Source organism: Pseudomonas sp. JS425 (genome assembly GCF_018223845.1).
Taxonomy (GTDB): domain Bacteria; phylum Pseudomonadota; class Gammaproteobacteria; order Pseudomonadales; family Pseudomonadaceae; genus Aquipseudomonas; species Aquipseudomonas asiatica.
On sequence record NZ_CP073661.1, the window covers coordinates 5,755,611 to 5,774,101 of the forward strand.

At 62.5% G+C, this 18,491-nt stretch carries 20 protein-coding genes; 14 read left to right on the top strand and 6 right to left on the bottom strand.

All coding sequences use genetic code 11. From position 1 onward, the window contains the following. The first annotated feature begins 121 nt into the window (after nucleotides 1-121). Nucleotides 122-1,804, top strand: coding sequence for a class II poly(R)-hydroxyalkanoic acid synthase (gene phaC, locus KDB76_RS26465; protein WP_038410193.1), 1,683 nt, complete (start codon nucleotides 122-124; stop codon nucleotides 1,802-1,804). A 13-nt stretch (nucleotides 1,805-1,817) separates the two neighbouring features. Then, the gene (locus tag KDB76_RS26470; protein ID WP_013974537.1) at nucleotides 1,818-2,432 is read left to right on the top strand and encodes a TetR/AcrR family transcriptional regulator; all 615 of its coding nucleotides are present in this window, start codon (nucleotides 1,818-1,820) and stop codon (nucleotides 2,430-2,432) included. 130 nt (nucleotides 2,433-2,562) lie between these two features. Here KDB76_RS26470 and KDB76_RS26475 read toward each other — a convergent pair whose 3' ends face one another. The 3 genes from KDB76_RS26475 to KDB76_RS26485 form a co-directional block, all read right to left on the bottom strand. Further along, nucleotides 2,563-3,336 (bottom strand): phasin family protein, encoded by a 774-nt coding sequence (locus KDB76_RS26475; RefSeq protein WP_038410194.1) that lies wholly within the window; start codon nucleotides 3,334-3,336, stop codon nucleotides 2,563-2,565. A 10-nt stretch (nucleotides 3,337-3,346) separates the two neighbouring features. Beyond that, nucleotides 3,347-3,766, bottom strand: coding sequence for a phasin family protein (locus KDB76_RS26480; RefSeq protein ID WP_023663112.1), 420 nt, complete (start codon nucleotides 3,764-3,766; stop codon nucleotides 3,347-3,349). 123 nt (nucleotides 3,767-3,889) lie between these two features. Then, nucleotides 3,890-4,165 (bottom strand): polyhydroxyalkanoic acid system family protein, encoded by a 276-nt coding sequence (locus tag KDB76_RS26485; protein ID WP_013974540.1) that lies wholly within the window; start codon nucleotides 4,163-4,165, stop codon nucleotides 3,890-3,892. Between the two features lie 124 nt (nucleotides 4,166-4,289). Here KDB76_RS26485 and ubiE point away from each other — a divergent pair, with 124 nt between their 5' ends. The 12 genes from ubiE to KDB76_RS26545 all read left to right on the top strand — a co-directional run bounded on the left by ubiE (nucleotide 4,290) and on the right by KDB76_RS26545 (nucleotide 15,744). Further along, on the top strand, nucleotides 4,290-5,060 hold the full coding sequence (gene ubiE / locus KDB76_RS26490; protein WP_013974541.1) for a bifunctional demethylmenaquinone methyltransferase/2-methoxy-6-polyprenyl-1,4-benzoquinol methylase UbiE: 771 nt from the start codon (nucleotides 4,290-4,292) through the stop codon (nucleotides 5,058-5,060). Continuing rightward, complete coding sequence (locus KDB76_RS26495; RefSeq protein WP_013974542.1) at nucleotides 5,060-5,683, top strand: SCP2 sterol-binding domain-containing protein; 624 nt, start codon at nucleotides 5,060-5,062, stop codon at nucleotides 5,681-5,683. The genes ubiE and KDB76_RS26495 overlap by 1 nt, the downstream gene beginning before the upstream one ends. Next, a complete protein-coding gene (gene ubiB, locus KDB76_RS26500) occupies nucleotides 5,680-7,299 on the top strand; it encodes a ubiquinone biosynthesis regulatory protein kinase UbiB (RefSeq protein WP_013974543.1) in 1,620 nt (539 codons plus the stop codon). Before KDB76_RS26495 ends, ubiB begins: the two co-directional genes overlap by 4 nt. Before the next feature lie 72 nt (nucleotides 7,300-7,371). Next, nucleotides 7,372-7,764 carry a phosphoribosyl-AMP cyclohydrolase gene (gene hisI / locus KDB76_RS26505; protein WP_013974544.1) on the top strand — a complete coding sequence of 131 codons (393 nt, stop codon included), beginning with the start codon at nucleotides 7,372-7,374 and terminating at the stop codon, nucleotides 7,762-7,764. A 1-nt stretch (nucleotide 7,765) separates the two neighbouring features. Beyond that, nucleotides 7,766-8,101 (top strand): phosphoribosyl-ATP diphosphatase, encoded by a 336-nt coding sequence (locus tag KDB76_RS26510; protein WP_013974545.1) that lies wholly within the window; start codon nucleotides 7,766-7,768, stop codon nucleotides 8,099-8,101. A 172-nt stretch (nucleotides 8,102-8,273) separates the two neighbouring features. Then, the gene (locus KDB76_RS26515; protein WP_003259853.1) at nucleotides 8,274-8,546 is read left to right on the top strand and encodes a twin-arginine translocase TatA/TatE family subunit; all 273 of its coding nucleotides are present in this window, start codon (nucleotides 8,274-8,276) and stop codon (nucleotides 8,544-8,546) included. A 3-nt stretch (nucleotides 8,547-8,549) separates the two neighbouring features. Next, nucleotides 8,550-8,927 carry a Sec-independent protein translocase protein TatB gene (gene tatB / locus KDB76_RS26520; RefSeq protein ID WP_003259854.1) on the top strand — a complete coding sequence of 126 codons (378 nt, stop codon included), beginning with the start codon at nucleotides 8,550-8,552 and terminating at the stop codon, nucleotides 8,925-8,927. Continuing rightward, entirely contained in the window at nucleotides 8,924-9,712 is a 789-nt protein-coding gene (tatC, locus tag KDB76_RS26525; protein ID WP_013974546.1) for a twin-arginine translocase subunit TatC, read from the top strand. The genes tatB and tatC overlap by 4 nt, the downstream gene beginning before the upstream one ends. Next, entirely contained in the window at nucleotides 9,709-10,416 is a 708-nt protein-coding gene (locus KDB76_RS26530) for a 16S rRNA (uracil(1498)-N(3))-methyltransferase (RefSeq protein WP_013974547.1), read from the top strand. The genes tatC and KDB76_RS26530 overlap by 4 nt, the downstream gene beginning before the upstream one ends. Before the next feature lie 100 nt (nucleotides 10,417-10,516). Continuing rightward, nucleotides 10,517-12,433 carry a methyl-accepting chemotaxis protein gene (locus KDB76_RS26535; RefSeq protein WP_013974548.1) on the top strand — a complete coding sequence of 639 codons (1,917 nt, stop codon included), beginning with the start codon at nucleotides 10,517-10,519 and terminating at the stop codon, nucleotides 12,431-12,433. 263 nt (nucleotides 12,434-12,696) lie between these two features. Next, entirely contained in the window at nucleotides 12,697-14,640 is a 1,944-nt protein-coding gene (locus KDB76_RS26540) for a methyl-accepting chemotaxis protein (protein ID WP_023661321.1), read from the top strand. A gap of 153 nt (nucleotides 14,641-14,793) precedes the next feature. Then, nucleotides 14,794-15,744 (top strand): RHS repeat-associated core domain-containing protein, encoded by a 951-nt coding sequence (locus KDB76_RS26545; protein ID WP_080563828.1) that lies wholly within the window; start codon nucleotides 14,794-14,796, stop codon nucleotides 15,742-15,744. Between the two features lie 116 nt (nucleotides 15,745-15,860). On the opposite strand, the gene KDB76_RS26550 is transcribed toward KDB76_RS26545, so the two are convergent. From KDB76_RS26550 to KDB76_RS26560, 3 genes are all read right to left on the bottom strand, one after another. Then, nucleotides 15,861-16,595, bottom strand: a complete 735-nt coding sequence (locus KDB76_RS26550; protein WP_013974550.1) for an amino acid ABC transporter ATP-binding protein — start codon at nucleotides 16,593-16,595, stop codon at nucleotides 15,861-15,863. Continuing rightward, nucleotides 16,588-17,550: an amino acid ABC transporter permease gene (locus KDB76_RS26555; protein ID WP_013974551.1), complete on the bottom strand. Its 963-nt coding sequence runs from the start codon at nucleotides 17,548-17,550 to the stop codon at nucleotides 16,588-16,590. Before KDB76_RS26555 ends, KDB76_RS26550 begins: the two co-directional genes overlap by 8 nt. Before the next feature lie 78 nt (nucleotides 17,551-17,628). After that, the gene (locus KDB76_RS26560; protein ID WP_024087841.1) at nucleotides 17,629-18,426 is read right to left on the bottom strand and encodes a transporter substrate-binding domain-containing protein; all 798 of its coding nucleotides are present in this window, start codon (nucleotides 18,424-18,426) and stop codon (nucleotides 17,629-17,631) included. Between the last annotated feature and the right edge of the window lie 65 nt (nucleotides 18,427-18,491).

Below are 18,491 nucleotides of genomic sequence, written 5' to 3' on the forward strand. Positions count from 1 at the left end.
ACTCGGTGTATGGCACCGGCTTCGCCGGTGTTCGCGGGTGAACCCGCTCCCACAGAGACCCTGCTAAATCAGTGAATATGTTTAGTCATGAGGCACCAGGTCAGGACGAGGGAGTGTTGCCATGAAAGACAAAACGGCCAAAGGAACGACAACGCTTCCCGCCACCAGCATGAACGTGCAGAACGCCATCCTCGGACTGCGCGGCCGTGACCTGATTTCCACGCTGCGCAATGTCAGCCGCCAAAGCCTGCGTCATCCGCTGCACACCGCGCATCACCTGTTGGCCCTGGGTGGTCAGCTGGGCAGGGTGATGCTGGGTGACACACCGTTTCAGCCGAACCCGCGGGATCCGCGCTTCAGCGACCCGACATGGAGCCAGAACCCGTTCTACCGGCGCGGCCTGCAAGCCTACCTGGCCTGGCAGAAGCAGACCCGCCTGTGGATCGAGGAAAGCCACCTGGACGATGATGACCGGGCCCGTGCGCACTTCCTGTTCAACCTGATCAACGATGCACTGGCGCCGAGCAACTCGCTGCTCAACCCGCTGGCGGTCAAGGAACTGTTCAACAGCGGTGGCCAGAGCCTGGTGCGCGGCGTGGCCCACCTGCTCGATGACCTGCGCCACAACGATGGCCTGCCACGCCAGGTCGACGAGCGCGCCTTCGAAGTGGGCGGCAATCTGGCTGCAACCGCCGGCGCCGTGGTGTTTCGCAACGAGCTGCTGGAGCTGATCCAGTACAAGCCGATGAGCGAAAAGCAGCACGCCCGGCCACTGCTGGTAGTGCCGCCACAGATCAACAAGTTCTACATCTTCGACCTCAGCTCGACCAACAGCTTTGTCCAGTACATGCTCAAGAGCGGCCTGCAGGTGTTCATGGTGAGCTGGCGCAACCCCGACCCGCGCCACCGCGAATGGGGCCTGTCGAGCTACGTGCAGGCCCTGGAAGAAGCGCTCAACGCTTGCCGCAGCATCAGCGGCAACCGCGACCCCAACCTGATGGGCGCCTGCGCCGGCGGCCTGACCATGGCCGCGCTGCAGGGCCACCTGCAGGCCAAGCACCAGCTGCGCCGGGTGCGCAGCGCCACCTACCTGGTCAGCCTGCTGGACAGCAAGTTCGAAAGCCCCGCCAGCCTGTTCGCCGACGAGCGGACCATCGAGGCCGCCAAGCGCCGCTCCTATCAGCGCGGCGTGCTGGATGGCGCCGAGGTGGCGCGGATCTTCGCCTGGATGCGGCCCAACGACCTGATCTGGAACTACTGGGTCAACAACTACCTGCTCGGCAAGACACCACCAGCCTTCGACATCCTGTACTGGAACGCCGACAGCACGCGCCTGCCCGCCGCGCTGCATGGCGACCTGCTGGACTTCTTCAAGCTCAACCCGCTGACCCACCCCGCCGGCCTGGAGGTATGCGGCACCCCCATCGACCTGCAGAAGGTCGATCTGGACAGTTTCACCGTGGCCGGCAGCAACGACCACATCACCCCGTGGGATGCGGTGTACCGCTCGGCCTTGCTGCTGGGCGGCGACCGTCGCTTCGTGCTGGCCAACAGCGGGCACATCCAGAGCATCATCAACCCGCCCGGCAACCCCAAGGCCTATTACCTGGCCAACCCCAAGCTGTCCAGCGACCCGCGTGCCTGGTTCCACGATGCCAAGCGCAGCGAAGGCAGCTGGTGGCCGTTGTGGCTGGAGTGGATCACCCCGCGCTCCGGCCCGCTCAAGGCACCGCGCAGCGAACTGGGCAATGCCACCTACCCACCGCTGGGCCCTGCGCCGGGCACCTACGTGCTGACCCGATGAGCATGCCGACTGGATGAAGACTCGCGACCGTATCCTCGAATGTGCCCTGCAGCTGTTCAACCAGCAGGGCGAACCGAACGTATCCACCCTGGAAATTGCCAACGAACTGGGCATCAGCCCCGGCAACCTCTACTACCACTTCCACGGCAAGGAGCCGTTGGTGCTGGGGCTGTTCGAGCGCTTTGAAGAAGCGCTGATGCCTTTACTCGACCCGCCGCTGGAGGTACGCCTGGATGCCGAGGATTACTGGCTGTTCCTCCACCTGATCGTCGAACGCATGGCGCAGTACCGCTTCCTGTTCCAGGACCTGTCGAACCTGACCGGGCGCCTGCCCAAACTGGCCCGCGGCATGCGCAGCCTGATCAACGCGCTCAAGCGCACGCTGGCGGCGTTGCTGGCCAGCCTCAAGGGCCAAGGGTTGGTAGAGAGCGAGACCCAGGCGCTGGGGCAACTGGTGGAGCAGATCACCCTGACACTGATGTTCTCGCTGGATTACCAGCGGGTACTGGGGCGCGAGGGGGATGTGGGGATTGTGGTGTACCAGGTGATGATGCTGGTGGCGCCGCATCTGCAGGCCAAGGCGCGGGGGGCGGCAGAGCAGTTGGCGGTGAGGTATCTGGAGGGGTAAGCCTGACAGGAATGTATTGCAGCGGCCGACGCATTCGCGGGTGAACCCGCTCCCACAGGTACGGTGCAGAGCTTACAAGCGGCGCAGCACCTGTGGGAGCGGGTTTACCCGCGAAGAAGGCGACGCGGTATCAGATCAGGGTACCGTTGCCTGTCGGTGCCGAAGGCGGGTTGCTGGCCGGAGCCGCGGTTGGTGCAGGAGCTGCGCTAGCGGCCGGAGCGGCGCTCGCCGCTGGAGCTGCCGGCTTGGCGGCTGCTGGCTTGGCCGGTGCTTTCTTCACTGCCGGCTTCTTCGCCACAGCCGGCTTGGCCGCTGCCGGTTTCGCTGCAGGCTTGGCCGCCGCGGTCTTGACAGCAGGTTTCGCCGCAGCAGTCTTGGCCGCCGGCTTGGCCGCCGCGGTTTTCGCCGCAGGCTTGGCCGCTGCCGTCTTGGCCAGTGGCTTGGCCGCCGCCTTGCTCGCAGCCGGTTTGGCCGCAGCGCGCGACGAAATCGGCGTAACCGAAGCGCCGGTGAGTTTCTCGATCTGCTTGGTCAGGCTGTCCACCTGCTGGTGCAGGGCCTTGATCTCGTTGCGGCTCGGCACGCCAAGGCGCGAGATGGCGCTGTTCAGGCGCTTGTCGAAGGCCTCTTCGAGTTCGCTCCACTTGCCCAGCGCACGGTCCTTCACGCCCGACACACGCGAAGTGGTCGACGACTTGGCAGTTTCAGCAACACCTTCGGCGGTCTTCTTCGCCTGCTTCTCGGCCTTCTCGCCATCCTTCACCAGCGAGTCGAACAGCTTCGGGCCGTCCTGGTCGATCTTCGAATAGATACCAAGCCCCGCCAGCCAGATCTTGCGGGAGTACTTCTCGATCCCGCCGACCCAGGAGCTGCCTTCTTTCTCGGAATTCTTCTTGCCAGCCATCCTGCTCTCCTTATGGTTTGTGCGCGACGCGCTCGAGCAGCTCGTGCAGCTGTTCAAGCTTGATGGACAACGCCTCAACGTCATGTTTAGACGGAATGCCAAGGCGATTCAAGGCGCGACCTACCCGCGCGTCGAAAGCTTTTTCGATCTTGTCCAGTTGAACTTCGACCTTGCCGCGTACGCGACTGACTTCCTGGGTCGCTTCGTCGATCTGGTTGTTGGCAGCATCGAGCTCCTTGTCGATGCGCTTCTTGCCACGCTTCTCGACGCCTTCGCCGGCCTTGACCAGCTCATTGAAGTAGTCGGAGCCTTCCTGGCCCACACGCGCATAGGCGCCGATGCCTGCCAGCCAGATCTTGCGCGCGTAGCCGCGCACCTCGCCCAGCGTGCCCGGGGCGTCGTCCTTTTTCTTCACAGTCACTTTGGCCATGCTCTGTACCTCATGCTCATGAGTGGAGGAGAAACCGCCCATGGAGGTTGGGCTTGAGCACAAGGTAGAGAGGTAAATTAGAATCTTCACCCTAAGGTGAACGAGCATGGCCCCGGGAAGGGGTCAGGCCAGGGCTTTGTCCAGCGCCCGCTCGATCTCGCCCTTGATGGTGCCGCTCATCATCGACAGCATCATGCCCAGCTTCAATTCGACGCGGATGCGGTCATCGAAGATGTGCACACTGCCGTTGGCACCGCTGCGCGCCACCTCGACCCGGTCACCGTTCCAGGTGGCCTTGAGGTCGTACTCGCGGGTCAGTTTGTCGACCAGCGCTTCAGCCTTGGCACGGGCGGCATCGCGGCCGAGGGAATGTTTGCGTTCGACGCTGATCTGGGTCATGCGGGTGTTCCTGAAGATGAAGACATAATGGGCATTATGCCCGCCCCTGCCCACTGGCACACCCCGCCAAGACAAATCTGCCCGTTCGCCCTAGAATGGCGGTAATTTTTTCCGGTGAAGCGATATGAACGACCAGCGCAAAGGCGACCACGCCGAACCCACCACCCATTTCGGTTACCAGGACGTCCCTGAAAGCCAGAAGGCGAAGAAAGTCGCCGAGGTGTTCCACTCGGTAGCGGCCAAGTACGACCTGATGAACGACGTGCTTTCCGGCGGTATGCACCGCCTGTGGAAGCGCTTCACCATCGAGCTGTCGGGCGTACGCGCCGGCAATCGTGTACTGGACATCGCCGGCGGTACCGGCGACCTGGCCGCCAAGTTCTCGCGGCTGGTCGGCCCGACCGGTCAGGTAGTGCTGGCCGACATCAACGAATCGATGCTCAAGGTCGGCCGTGACCGCCTGCTCGACCGTGGCGTGGCCGGCAACATCGAGTTCGTTCAGGCCGACGCCGAGAAGCTGCCATTCCCGGACAACCACTTCGACTGCGTGACCATCGCCTTCGGCCTGCGCAACGTCACCCACAAGGACGAAGCCATCCGCTCGATGCTGCGCGTGCTCAAGCCAGGCGGTCGCCTGCTGGTGCTGGAGTTCTCCAAGCCGACCAACAAGCTGATGTCCAAGGCCTACGACGCCTACTCGTTCGCCTTCATGCCGCTGGCCGGCAAGCTGATCACCAACGACTCGGAGAGCTACCGTTACCTCGCCGAGTCGATCCGCATGCACCCCGATCAGGAAACCCTGAAGGCCATGATGGTCGAGGCCGGTTTCGACCGGGTCACTTACCACAACATGACCAGCGGCATCGTTGCCGTGCATCGGGGGATCAAGCCCTGATGCTGCTGGCCGGGCTGCTCGCCAGCGCCGAACATGGCCTGAACCGCGTCCTGCGCATGGACAGCACGGCCCTGCCGCGGCTGGCCGCGCTGGAGGGCAAGGTCATCGAGATCGACTGCCGCCAGCCAGCCTTGCAGGTGTTCATCCTGCCCGATGAAGAGGGCCTGATGCTCGCCGCCCACTGGCAAGGCGAGGTCGACTGCAGCCTGCGCGCCCCGGCCGGCAGCCTGGCGCAACTGGCCCTGGCCAGGGACAAGACCGCCGTGCTGCACAGCCCGCAAGTCGAACTGCATGGCGACAGCGCCGTGTTGCTGGACCTGTTCGGTGTGCTGCAGGACCTGGATCTGGACTGGGAACACGAACTGCAACGCTGGCTTGGCCCGGTCGCCACGGCGCTGCTGGCCGGCCACATCCGCCTGCGTGCACGCTGGACCCGCCAGGGCCTGGCGCGCTTCAGCCAGAACCTTTCCGAGTACCTGGCCGAAGAGTCCCGTACCCTGGTCGGCAAGCGCGAAGCCGAAGCCGCCTTCAGTGAGCTCGATACCCTGAAGCTCGATACAGAACGCCTCGAGGCGCGCCTCAAGCGCCTCTCCCGATCCCTTGATACCAGCGATAACGCATGAAGCTGCTCGCCGTCCGCCGTCTTTTTCGCATCCAGCGTGTGGTGATCCGCTACCGTCTCGATGACCTGCTGTTCGACCTGCCGCTGCCCTGGTGGCTGATGAGCCTGCGCCTGCTGATGCCGTGGCGCTGGCTGCCGCGCAAGCCGTCCGAGCTCAACCGAGGCGCGCGCCTGCGCCTGGCCCTGCAGGACCTGGGGCCGATCTTCATCAAGTTCGGCCAGTTGTTGTCCACCCGCCGTGATCTGCTGCCCAACGACATAGCCGATGAACTGATGCTGCTGCAGGACCGCGTGCCGCCGTTCGACCCCAAGCAGGCCGTGGCACTGATCGAGGCACAGCTGGGCGCCCCGGTAACGCAACTGTTCAGCCGCTTCGACGTCGAACCACTGGCCTCGGCCTCGGTGGCCCAGGTGCATGCTGCGCGCCTGAAAAGTGGCGAAGAAGTAGTGGTCAAGGTGGTTCGCCCGGGCCTGAAGCCGGTGATCGCCCAGGACCTGGCCTGGCTGTTCCTGATCGCCAAGGCCGCCGAGCGCGCTTCGGCCGACGCCCGCCGCCTGCACCCGGTGGAAATCGTCGGCGACTACGAAAAAACCATCTACGACGAGCTCGACCTGCTGCGCGAAGCGGCCAACGCCAGCCAGTTGCGGCGCAATTTCGAAGGCTCCGAGCTGATGTACGTGCCCCAGGTGTACTGGGACCTGTGCCGCCCCAAGGTGCTGGTGATGGAGCGCATCTACGGCGTGCCGGTGACCGACATGGCCACCTTGGCCGATCAGCGCACCGACATGAAGCTGCTGGCCGAACGAGGCGTGGAGGTGTTCTTCACCCAGGTGTTCCGCGACAGCTTCTTCCATGCCGACATGCACCCGGGCAACATTTTCGTCAGCACGGTCAAACCATGGAGCCCGCAGTACATCGCCATCGACTGCGGCATCGTCGGCAGCCTGACCGCCGAGGACCAGGACTACCTGGCGCGCAACCTGATCGCTTTCTTCAAGCGTGACTACCGCCGCGTCGCCCAGTTGCACATCGACTCGGGCTGGGTGCCGGCGCACACCAAGGTCAACGAGTTCGAAGCGGCGATCCGCACCGTGTGCGAGCCGATCTTCGAAAAACCGTTAAAGGATATTTCCTTCGGCCAGGTGCTGATGCGCCTGTTCCAGACCGCCCGGCGCTTCAACATGGAAGTGCAGCCGCAGCTGGTGTTGCTGCAGAAGACCCTGCTCAACATCGAAGGCCTGGGCCGCCAGTTGTACCCAGACCTGGACCTGTGGAGCACCGCCAAACCATTCCTCGAGCGCTGGATGCGCGACCGCATGAGCCCCAAGGCCGTGCTCGGCAACATCCACAGCCAGGTCGAGCAACTGCCTCACCTGGCCGACATGGCCCGCGACCTGCTCGAGCGCCTGTCGCAACCGCACCTGCACGATCCGCAACTGCCGGAGCGGCGCCGCCAGGGTGACCGCTGGGCGCTGCGCCTGCTCGGCGCCGGCCTGCTCGGAGGTGGCGCGGTACTGGCCGCTGGCGCCGCCGCAGCCGCCAGCCTGGCCGCCCCTGCCGCCTGGCCGGCCTGGCTGATGCTGGCCGCCGGCCTTTACCTGATCGTGCGCCAATAGCCAGCCGCGCCCATGGCTGGCACACTAGCGCAAAGGGCCCGGCACAGGAGCGGGCCCGCTTTGGAGTCGACGATGAAAGACTGGCTGGACGAGATCAAGTGGAACAGCGAGGGCCTGGTACCGGCGATCGCCCAGGACCACAAGACCGGACGCGTGCTGATGATGGCCTGGATGAACCGCGAATCGCTGGCCCTGACCGCCGCCGAGCAACGCGCCATCTACTGGTCGCGTTCGCGTGGCAAGCTGTGGCGCAAGGGCGAGGAATCCGGGCATGTGCAGAAGCTGCATGAAATGCGCTTGGACTGCGATGCCGACGTGATCATCCTGATGGTCGAGCAACTGGGCCATATCGCCTGCCATACCGGCCGTGAAAGCTGCTTCTACCGCGTCTTCGAAGACGGCCAGTGGAAAACCGTCGACCCGGTCCTGAAAGACCCGGATGCCATCTACAGCGCAGGACACTGACATGAGCGACACCCTGAACCGCCTGGCCGAAGTGCTTGAAGAACGCAAGCAAGCGGCCCCCGACAGCTCCTACGTGGCCAGCCTGTACCACAAGGGCCTGAACAAGATCCTCGAAAAGCTCGGCGAAGAGTCGGTCGAGACGATCATTGCCGCCAAGGATGCCGCGGTCAGCAAGGATTACAGCGATGTCATCTACGAAACCGCCGACCTGTGGTTTCATAGCCTGGTAATGCTCAGCGCGCTGGGCCAGCATCCGCAAGCCGTGCTCGATGAGCTGGAGCGTCGCTTCGGGCTTTCCGGGCATGATGAGAAGGCGGCTCGACAGCCGTCTGCCTGATGTAATTCAAGTGCGCGGGGCCCCCTCTCTTTTTTGTGGGAGCGGGTTCACCCGCGAAGAATGCGACGCGGTGTATGGCACCGGCTAAGCCGGTGTTCGCGGGTGAACCCGCTCCCACAGGGGCCGCGTTGCCAGAACAATTCGCTTTACCTGTAAATTTCAGGAGTACGAAATGGGTATCTTTGACTGGAAACACTGGATCGTCCTGCTGGTGGTCGTGGTCCTGGTGTTCGGTACCAAGAAGCTGAAGAACTTCGGCAGTGACCTGGGTGAGTCGATCAAGGGCTTCCGCAAAGCCATGAGCGACGAAGAGAACAAGCCGGCCGAGCAGACCCCGCCGCCTGCCCAACCCGTTCCACCGGTGCAGAACACTGCCCAGCAGAACCAGGGCCACACCATCGAAGGCCAGGCCCAGCCGGTCCAAGAGCCACAGCGGAAAGACTGACCCATGTTCGGCATCAGTTTCAGCGAGCTGCTGCTCGTCGGTCTGGTCGCCCTGCTGGTGCTCGGCCCCGAGCGCCTGCCCGGTGCCGCGCGCACCGCAGGCCTGTGGATCGGCCGGCTCAAGCGCAGTTTCAACAGCATCAAGATGGAAGTGGAGCGCGAAATCGGCGCCGACGAAATCCGCCGCCAGCTGCACAACGAGCACATCCTGCAGATGGAGGAGGAAGCCAAGCGCATCCTCAACCCGATGACGCCGCCGGCGCAGCCGCCTGTCACCACCGCCACCGTTCAGCCCCCCGCCGGGCTCGAAGCCAGGCCGGTCGAGACCGCTGCCGCCCCGGCCACGCCTTCTGAACCGCCTCAACCGCCGCGAGCCCCATGAGCGAAAATCCGGAACACGACCAGCCAATGCCGCTGGTTTCGCACCTGACCGAACTGCGCACCCGCCTGTTGCGCTGCGTTGCCGTCATTTTCCTGATCTTTGCCGGGCTGTTCTCCTTCGCCCAGCAGATCTACACCCTAGTCTCCGCACCGCTGCGCGAGCACTTGCCGGCCAATGCGACGATGATCGCCACCGACGTGGCATCGCCGTTCCTCACGCCGTTCAAGCTGACCATGATCGTCTCGCTGTTCCTGGCGATTCCGTTCATCCTCCAGCAGATCTGGGGCTTCATCGCACCCGGGCTGTACCGCCATGAAAAGCGCATCGCCATTCCGCTGCTGGTGTCGAGCATCTTCCTGTTCTACGCCGGCATGGCCTTCGCCTATTTCCTGGTGTTCCCGCTGATCTTCGGCTTCTTCGCCAGCGCCACGCCGGAAGGCGTGTCGATGATGACCGACATCGCCAGCTACCTCGACTTCGTGATGACGCTGTTCTTCGCCTTTGGCGTGGCCTTCGAAATCCCGGTGGCGGTGGTGCTGCTGGTATGGATCGGCGTGGTCGACGTGAAGTACCTGAAGAAGATTCGCCCCTACGTGATCATCGGCTGCTTCGTGGTCGGCATGGTCCTTACCCCTCCGGACATCTTCTCCCAGACCCTGCTGGCCGTACCCATGTGGCTGCTGTTCGAGATCGGCGTGCTGTGCGGCAGCCTGATCCGCAAGCGCAGCGCCCACGACGAAACCGCCAACGACCACAACGACCAGCCACCAGCGACCCAACCGTGAACCTGTTGCTCCTTGAAGAGGCCGACTTCGTCTCGGCCGACCGCGTCGTCCTCGCAGATCGGCGCTTCACCCACATGCAGGATATCCACCGTGTGGCGGTGGGCGACAACCTGCGCGTTGGCCGTATCAACGGCCTGATGGGCAAGGCCACGGTGCTGCGCCTGGAAAAGCACGAAGCCGAACTGGAAGTCGCCTTTGACCAGCAGCCACCGGCCAAGCTGCCGCTGACCCTGGTGCTGGCCGTACCTCGGCCAAAAATGCTGCGCCGGCTTTTCCAGACCGTGGCCACCCTTGGCGTGCCGCGATTGATCCTGCTGAACAGCTACAAGGTCGAGAAAAGCTTCTGGCAAACACCGTTCCTGCACCCGGACAGCGTTCGCGAGAACCTCATCCTGGGCCTGGAACAAGCCCGCGACACCGTGCTGCCCGAAGTGATCATCGAGAAGCGCTTCAAACCGTTCGTCGAAGACCGCCTGCCGGCCATCGCCGCAGGCACCCTGGGCCTGGTCGGGCACCCCGGCCCCTACCCCGCCTGCCCGCGCGCCGTGGAACAGCCCGTGACCCTGGCCATCGGCCCGGAGGGCGGCTGGATCCCTTACGAAGTCGATCTGCTGGGCAAGGCTGGCCTGGCACCCGTGCAGCTGGGAGACCGCATTTTGCGGGTCGAGACTGCGGTGACAGCACTGCTATCACGAATTTTCTGACACATAAGTCAACTTTCAGCCATAAAGTTTCCCTCCCCCAGGCCGATTGTCTTGGCAACACAACAATTAATCGTGGTGCCAAGCCGCCGGGGAGTCGTACATGTATCAATGGTTCGCCCACTCATTGGGCAATGTGAGTGTCAATCGCAAACTGGGGCTAGGCTTCGGCCTGGTACTGCTGTTGACCCTGGCCATCACCCTGGCCGGCTGGCACGGCATGGACAGCATCATCAACCGTGGCGACAAGCTGGGAAACATCTCTGTCATCCTGCAGTACACCCAGGAACTGCGCATCGCCCGCCAGCATTACCAGCGCCAGCCTGACGAAGCCTCGGTGGCAGAGTTGGAAAAGGCACTGGGCAACCTCGAACGCCAAGTGCAGTTTATGCTCGGGCAGATCGAGCAGCCCGTTGACAGACAGCGCCTTGAGCAGCAGCGCGAGGCCGTGCGCGGCTACCAGCAGGCATTCAACGACCTGAAACAGGCCGGCCAGCGCCGCGAGGCCAGCCGCGCCGTACTTGGCGACACTGCCGATAAGGCCGCGGAGCTGATTGGCCGGGTGCAACGCGGCCTGCTGCAGGGAGGCGATATCAGCCAGTACCAGCACGCAGTGGAAGTCAGCGCCCTTTTGCAGCAGGCGCGCTTCCAGGTACGCGGCTACACCTACAGCGGCAACGCCGACTATCAGCAAACGGCGCTGAAAGCTATCGACCAGGCCTTGGCCGAACTGCGCGCGCTACCGGCCAAAGTGCCGGCGGAGCATGCTGCCAGCCTGGACGATGCCACCACCGCCCTGGCAGGCTACCGCGACGCGGTCACCCAGTTCGGCAGTGCCCAGGTCGCCAGTGAGCAGGCCCTGCAGAGCATGGTCGAGCACGGCACGGTACTGCTGGAGACCAGCCAGGCGATGACCACCTCACAAACCGCCGTGCGCGACGCCGGGGCGGCCCAAGCCAAGACCGTGCTCGCCGTGGCCACCGTGCTGGCGCTGGCTCTCGGCCTGCTGGCGGCATGGGCCATCACCCGGCAGATCATCGTCCCGCTGCGCCAGACCTTGCACGCCGCCGAGCGCGTGGCCAGTGGCGACCTGACCCTGAGCCTGCAGGTACAACGTCGCGATGAACTGGGCCAGTTGCAGGCCAGCATGCAGCGCATGACCCAGGGCCTGCGCGAACTGATCAGCGGCATCGGTGATGGTGTGACGCAGATCGCCAGTGCTGCCGAGGAGCTGTCGGCGGTGACCGAGCAGACCAGTGCCGGAGTCAACAACCAGAAGGTCGAGACCGATCAGGTGGCAACCGCCATGAACCAGATGACCACCACCGTGCATGAGGTGGCGCGCAATGCCGAGCAGGCCTCGGAAGCTGCGTTGATGGCCGATCAGCAAGCCCGCGAAGGCGACCGTGTGGTGGGCGAGGCAGTGGCGCAGATCGAGCGCCTGGCCGGCGAAGTGGTCAACTCCAGCGAAGCGATGAACCAGCTCAAGGCCGAAAGCGACAAGATCGGCAGCGTGCTCGACGTGATCAAGTCGGTGGCCCAGCAGACCAACCTGCTGGCCCTCAACGCGGCGATCGAGGCGGCCCGGGCCGGCGAGGCCGGGCGTGGCTTTGCCGTGGTGGCCGATGAGGTGCGCAGCCTGGCGCAGCGCACCCAGCAATCGACCGAAGAGATCGAAGAGCTGATTGCCGGCCTGCAGAGCGGCACCCAGCGCGTGGCCAGCGTGATGGACAGCAGCCGCCAGTTGACCGACAGCAGCGTCGAACTGACCCGCCGCGCCGGCAGCTCGCTGGAAACCATCACCCGGACCGTATCGTCGATCCAGGCCATGAACCAGCAGATTGCCACGGCAGCGGAAGAACAGACGGCCGTGGCAGAAGAGATCAACCGCAGCGTGATGAACGTGCGGGATATTTCTGACCAGACCTCGGCGGCCAGTGAAGAGACGGCCAGTTCCAGCGTGGAGCTGGCGCGGTTGGGTACCCACCTGCAAGGGTTGGTGGGGCGGTTCAGACTCTAGGCTGATGTGTAAGTCGCCTGTACTGGCCTCTTCGCGGGTAGACCCGCTCCCACAGGTACCGCACAGTTCTCAAAATCTGTGCAGTACCTGTAGAAGCGGGTTTACCCGCGAAGAGGCCGGCACAGATGGAATATTCCTACCTGTTGAAGTGAAATTTCCTACCTGATTATCAGGTCAAGTCCTACAGCTCCGCTGCCGATTGGCAAAGGTGTGATGCCAGCAATACGCCTGCATCCTCGCCCCCAATCGCACGGAGATTCCTCATGCTCGGCTACCTCAACCGCAAGCTCGGCAACATCAGTGTCGCCGCCAAGCTCGCCCTCGGCTTTGCCGTAGTCCTGCTGCTTACCCTGGCCACCACCGTCAGTGGCTGGCGTGCACTGGATGACGCCATTGTGCGCTCGCAGCAACTCAGCGAAATCGGCCTGATCAACGACCTGACCAAAGACTTGCGCGCAGAGCGCATCACTTACCGCGTACTCAACGACAACGCCAGCAGAACGCGGATAGCCAACATTCTCGACCAGCTCAACAGCATGCTGAGCACCTTGCAACAACGTAGCAGCGTGGATGAATCCCGGCAGATGCTGACCGAAAAGCTGGCGTTGCTGCAGCGCCTGCGCGGCGATTTCAGCGAGTTGGAGAATACTGTCGCCAAGCGTATCGCCCTGCGCCAGGCCATGCAGGCCCGTGAGCAGAAGCTCACCGAAGTAATCGACGATCTCCAGACCCAGGCCTTGCTGAGGATGCCTGCCAACAGCCAGCAAAGCGGTGTGCTGGGGCTGATGGACACGCTTAGCCGACATATCGACGGTGCCAACCAGCAGAGCCTGGTTCCGGCCTACACCTTCTCCCCTGTGGAAAGCTTCGCCAAGGTCGGCGACAGCTCCCTGGATGCCGCCGCCAGCAGCCTTGCGCAACTGCTCAAAGGCCTTGCTCCACTTGGCTTGCCGCTTACGCTCACCCAGCAGCCTGGGGAGCAGCTGGCCAACTACCGCGCCAGCCTGGATGAGTATCGTCGGGCTGCGGTGCGTGTCGAACAGCTGCAAAACAATATGGAGAACATGGGCAACGAGCTGCGTGCGGTAAGCCTGGAACTTGGCAAACGCAAGATCGAGCAGCGCGACAGGGAGGCCCTTGAGGCCCGCTCACTGCTGACCACTGTAGCCCTGCTGGCGTTGGCCGTAGGCGTCCTGTCGGGCTGGCTGATCACTTTGCAAATCACCCAGCCGCTGCGTCAGACCCTGGCCGTGGCCGGGCGCATCGCCAAGGGCGACCTGAGCCAGGTCGAACCGGTGCAACGCCGCGACGAGATGGGCCAGTTGCAAACCAGCATGCGCGAAATGACCTTGAGCCTGCGCGAGCTGATCGGTGGCATCGACCAGGGCGTCAGCCACCTGTCACAGGCCGCCACACAGCTGGCGGCCAGTAGCGAAGACACCAAGCTGCGCATCAACCAGCAACGCGAGGAAACCGATCAGGTGGCCACGGCCATGAACCAGATGAGCGCCACCGTGCAGGAAGTGGCGCAGAACGCCGAACAGGCCTCGCTGGCGGCGACCAACGCCGACCAGCAGGCACAGATCGGCGACCAAGTGGTGGCCGAAGCTATTGGCCGTATCGAACAGCTGGCCGGGCAGATGGACCATTGCCTGGCGGCCATGCAGCACCTGGCGGGCGAGAGCCAGCGCATTGGCAGCATCCTCGATGTGATCAAGTCAGTGTCCGAGCAGACCAACCTGCTGGCCCTGAACGCGGCGATCGAAGCGGCACGGGCGGGTGAAGCCGGGCGTGGTTTTGCCGTGGTGGCCGATGAAGTGCGCGGTCTGGCCCAGCGCACCTCGACGGCGACCGAGGAAATCGGCCAACTGATCGACAGCCTGCACAACGGCACCGACGAAGTGACCCGCCTGCTGGACAACAGCAAGAACCTGACCGAGCAGAGTGTGGAGCTGAGCCGCAAGGCTGGGCATGCGTTGAGCCAGATCACCGACACGGTGTCCAGCATCCAGGGCATGAACCAGCAAATTGCCACGGCCAGCGAAGAGCAGAGCGTGGTCGCCGAGCAGATCAACCGCAGTGTGCTGAATGTGCGCGATGTGTCGGATCAGACCAGTGCGGCCAGTGAGCAAACGGCGACTTCGAGTGGGGAACTGGAGCAGTTGGGGCAGCAGTTGCGGGGGATGGTGGGGCGGTTCAATATTTGAGTTTGCCGGGGCTGCTCTGCAGCCCCTCAACCGTTCAACCAGGGCTTGGGTATAAAGAATTAACTGAGCACACCAACCTAGCATTTTTGCCAGTTGTTGGGGCTGCCTTGCTGCCCGCACCCTTGAGGCCATGATTCAATAGGGAGTCATCTCATGGGTAATCGTCAATTACGCTTTTATGAACATGATCGGCTCGCCTCTATTGGAGTGCCCGGCAACCCAGTAAGAATAATGTACGCGGCCGGCAGCCCGATATGCCAGCTAGGGGGCTCATCCTTTGCCGAGGGCAACCTGATTGCTATCGACCAAGCAAACTCCGTCTTGGCTTCGAGCCATAGTTCTGCTGTCAACAGGCTGACATACTGTGCTTATGGATATAACCCCATTGGGCCTTCACCTGTAGCACCAGGTTACAACGGAGAGTATCTTGAGGATTTCGGCGTTTACTTGTTAGGCCGCGGCGAACGAGGATACAGCCCCCGCCTTAGGCGATTTATTTCTTCCGATCGTGCCAGCATCTTCCTGACTGGCAACCTTAATGCATACGCTTACACTGCGGGCGATCCGATTAATTATAACGATCCCTCAGGAAATATCCGCGGACCTATAGCGCGCTACTACGATTGGAAAGCTGGAAAGTCCCTAGTCAAAGCCTCAAAAAATTTGAAAAACCGCATAGACAGCACTCGAAACTTAGAATACAACATCGGCCACGAAAAAAGAAAAGACGCGCAAAGAGCGAGGGACATTAAAACGACTGACATCGCACTTAAGAAAACAGAAACCGAAATGTTAGCGCTCATAGATTCCATGGCGAAAATGGATGGCACAGTAACATACGAGAGCAGCAAGCATGGATTAAAGGCAAGTTATTTGTACGAAGACTACGCCAACCAAGCTGCCAAACTAAAAAGCCTAGAATCCACTTTTGAAGCGCTGAGCACCAAGCGCTCGGAACTAGAGAAAGCAACATCTCAAGTTTCGCGCGCAAAATCGGAATTTGAACAGAATGAATTAGCAATCCAGACAGCCCGCAGCCGTCTAGATTATCTAGAAAAGAAATATCCTCATCTAGCTTCAAAGGCAATAAGAAAAAACCTTTAAGCAACATGCAGCGCAACTTTTCTTTGCCTCCTGCATTCCAAACAACAAATGAGCGAGACAGCCAACCCGCAGGAAGCGAGCTTTGGGGTTGGCTACGCTCTACCGTTCACTACCTGTCACAACACCTGGCGCAGGAACGCCTGCGCACGCGGGTCTTTCGGCGAGGCGAAGAACGCGGCTGGGGCCGAATCTTCCAGCAACTTGCCATGGTCGAAGAACAGCACGCGGTCCGCCACTTCACGGGCAAAGCCCATTTCGTGGGTAACGCAGACCATGGTCATGCCTTCCTGGGCCAAGGTCTTCATCACGTCCAGCACCTCGCCGACCATTTCCGGGTCAAGCGCCGAGGTTGGCTCGTCGAACAGCATCACTTTCGGGTCCATGGCCAGGGCTCGGGCGATCGCCACCCGCTGCTGCTGGCCACCGGACAGGCGCGACGGGTATTCGTTGGCTTTCTGCGCAATGCCTACCTTCTCCAGCAGCGCCCGGGCCTTGGCTTCGCGGTCGGCCTTGTTGCGCTTGCGCACCACCTTCTGTGCCAGGCACAGGTTCTCCAGCACGGTCATGTGCGGGAACAGGTTGAAGTGCTGGAACACCATGCCGACTTCGCGGCGGTAGGCGTTGATGTCGGTCTTCGGGTCGGCCAGTTGCAGGCCGTCGATGGCCACATGGCCTTCGTCGAAATGCTCCAGGCCGTTGAGGCAACGCAGGAAGGTCGATTTGCCCGAACCCGACGGGCCGAGCACCACCACCACCTCGCCCTTGGCGACCTGGGTGGTGACGTTATCCACAGCCCGTACCACGTGGCCACGGGTGTCGAAGACTTTCAGCAGGTCACGGACTTCAATCACTTTGCGCAAGCCTCCGCTCGAGCCGGCTGGCCAGGTGCGACAGCGGCAGGTTGATCAGCAGGTACAGGCCTGCCACGCAGAACCAGATCTCGAAGGTCGAGAACGAGGTGGTAATGGCCTCGCGGCCGCTCTTGGTCAGTTCGGTGATGGCGATCACCGACACCAGCGAGGTGTCCTTGACCAGGCTGATGAACTGGCCGGCCAAAGGCGGCAGCACGCGCTTGAAGGCCTGCGGCAGGATGACGTGGCGCATCGACTGGCCTGCGTTCAGGCCCAGCGAGCGGGCCGCTTCGTTCTGGCCCTTGGCAATGGACTGCACGCCGGCACGAACGATTTCGGCCACGTAGGCGCCGGTGAACAGCGCCAGTGCAGCCACCCCGGCAAACTCGCGGGACAGGTTGAGCACGGTACCGATGAAGAAGTAGAAGATGAAGATCTGTACCAGCAGCGGTGTACCGCGCACCAGCTCGACGTACACCGTCGACAGGTCCCGCAGCGTAGGGTTGCTAGACAGGCGGCAGAGGCCGGCGAACAGGCCGATCAACAGGCCCAAGGCACCGGATACCACCGAAATCCAAAGCGTGGTCCACAGGCCCCAGGCCAGCGGGCCGGCCGCCCAGTGACGGGTGACGCCAATCTGGTCGCCTTCGGAAACATCGTCGCCGCGGGCCAGCTGCAGGCTGTCCTTGGCCACATCGAGCACCTGCTCGGCACCGTTCTCGTCCTTCAGCGTGACACGGGCATTATCGCCAGAGATGACGATGTCCTGCACGGTGCCGTAACCGGCGGCGCGCTGTGCTTCCTCGGCCTTGTAGGCGAAGTACTGCGGTACGCGGTTCCAGCGCCACTCGTAGGAAATCATCGAGGTGGCCATGTACAGGCTGAACGCCAGGCCCACCAGGACCAGGGCAGTCAAACCGTGCCAGGGCCACTGGGCTTTCTTGTGTTTGATCACGTGGGGTACTTCCGTAAATGCGAACGCGCAGGGTTTGCCTGCGCGTCGGGGTCATAAAGCCGGCTTGTGGCCTGGGCCTTATTCCATTTCCTTCAGCCAGTCCTTGTTCTTGAACCACTTGTCGTGAATACGATCGTAGGTCCCGTCATGCTTGATCTGGTGCAGGAAGTTGTTGATGAAGTTGATGCTGTCGTAGTCGCCTTTCTTCAGGCCGAAGGCCAGCGGCTCGTAGGTGAAGGGTTCTTCGAGGAACAGCAGCTTGCCGGCACCGGCCTTGTCCACTGCCACCACGTTGTACGGCGCGTCGTAGACGAAGGCGTCAGCCTTGCCGTTGACCACGTCCATCACCGCTTCCTGCTCGTTGTCGTAGCCGTGGTACTTGGCCTTGGCGATCAGCTTCTTGGAAACCATTTCGCCGGTGGTGCCGAGCTTGGAGGTGATGCGGTACTTCTCGTTGTTCAGGTCCTTGTACGACTTGATCTCGCCCGCCAGTTCCTTGCGGATCAGCAGGGTCTGGCCGACCACGATGAAGGGTTCGCTGAAGTTCAGGCGCAGGTTGCGTTCCTGGGTCAGGGTCATGCCGCTACCGATCATGTCGAACTTGTCGGTCAGCAGGGCCGGGATGATGCCGTCATAGGCCGTGGATACCGGCTCGAACTTGACGCCCATGGACTTGGCCATGGCTTTGAGGATATCGACTTCAAAGCCGATGATCTCGCCACGCTTGTTGGTCATCTGGAACGGCATGTAGGTCGGGTCCATGCCCACGCGCAAGGTGCCGCGCTTGACCGCGTCATCGATCGCGCCCGCCTGGGCGGCCGTTACGGCGACCAGGGCGGTGACACCGACCAGCAGTCGCGAAAGGTATTTCTTGATCATCACCAAGTCCCCTAGCAAGAAAAGTAGCGAATCTTATTGTTGGCATGGCCGTCGTGGCCAAT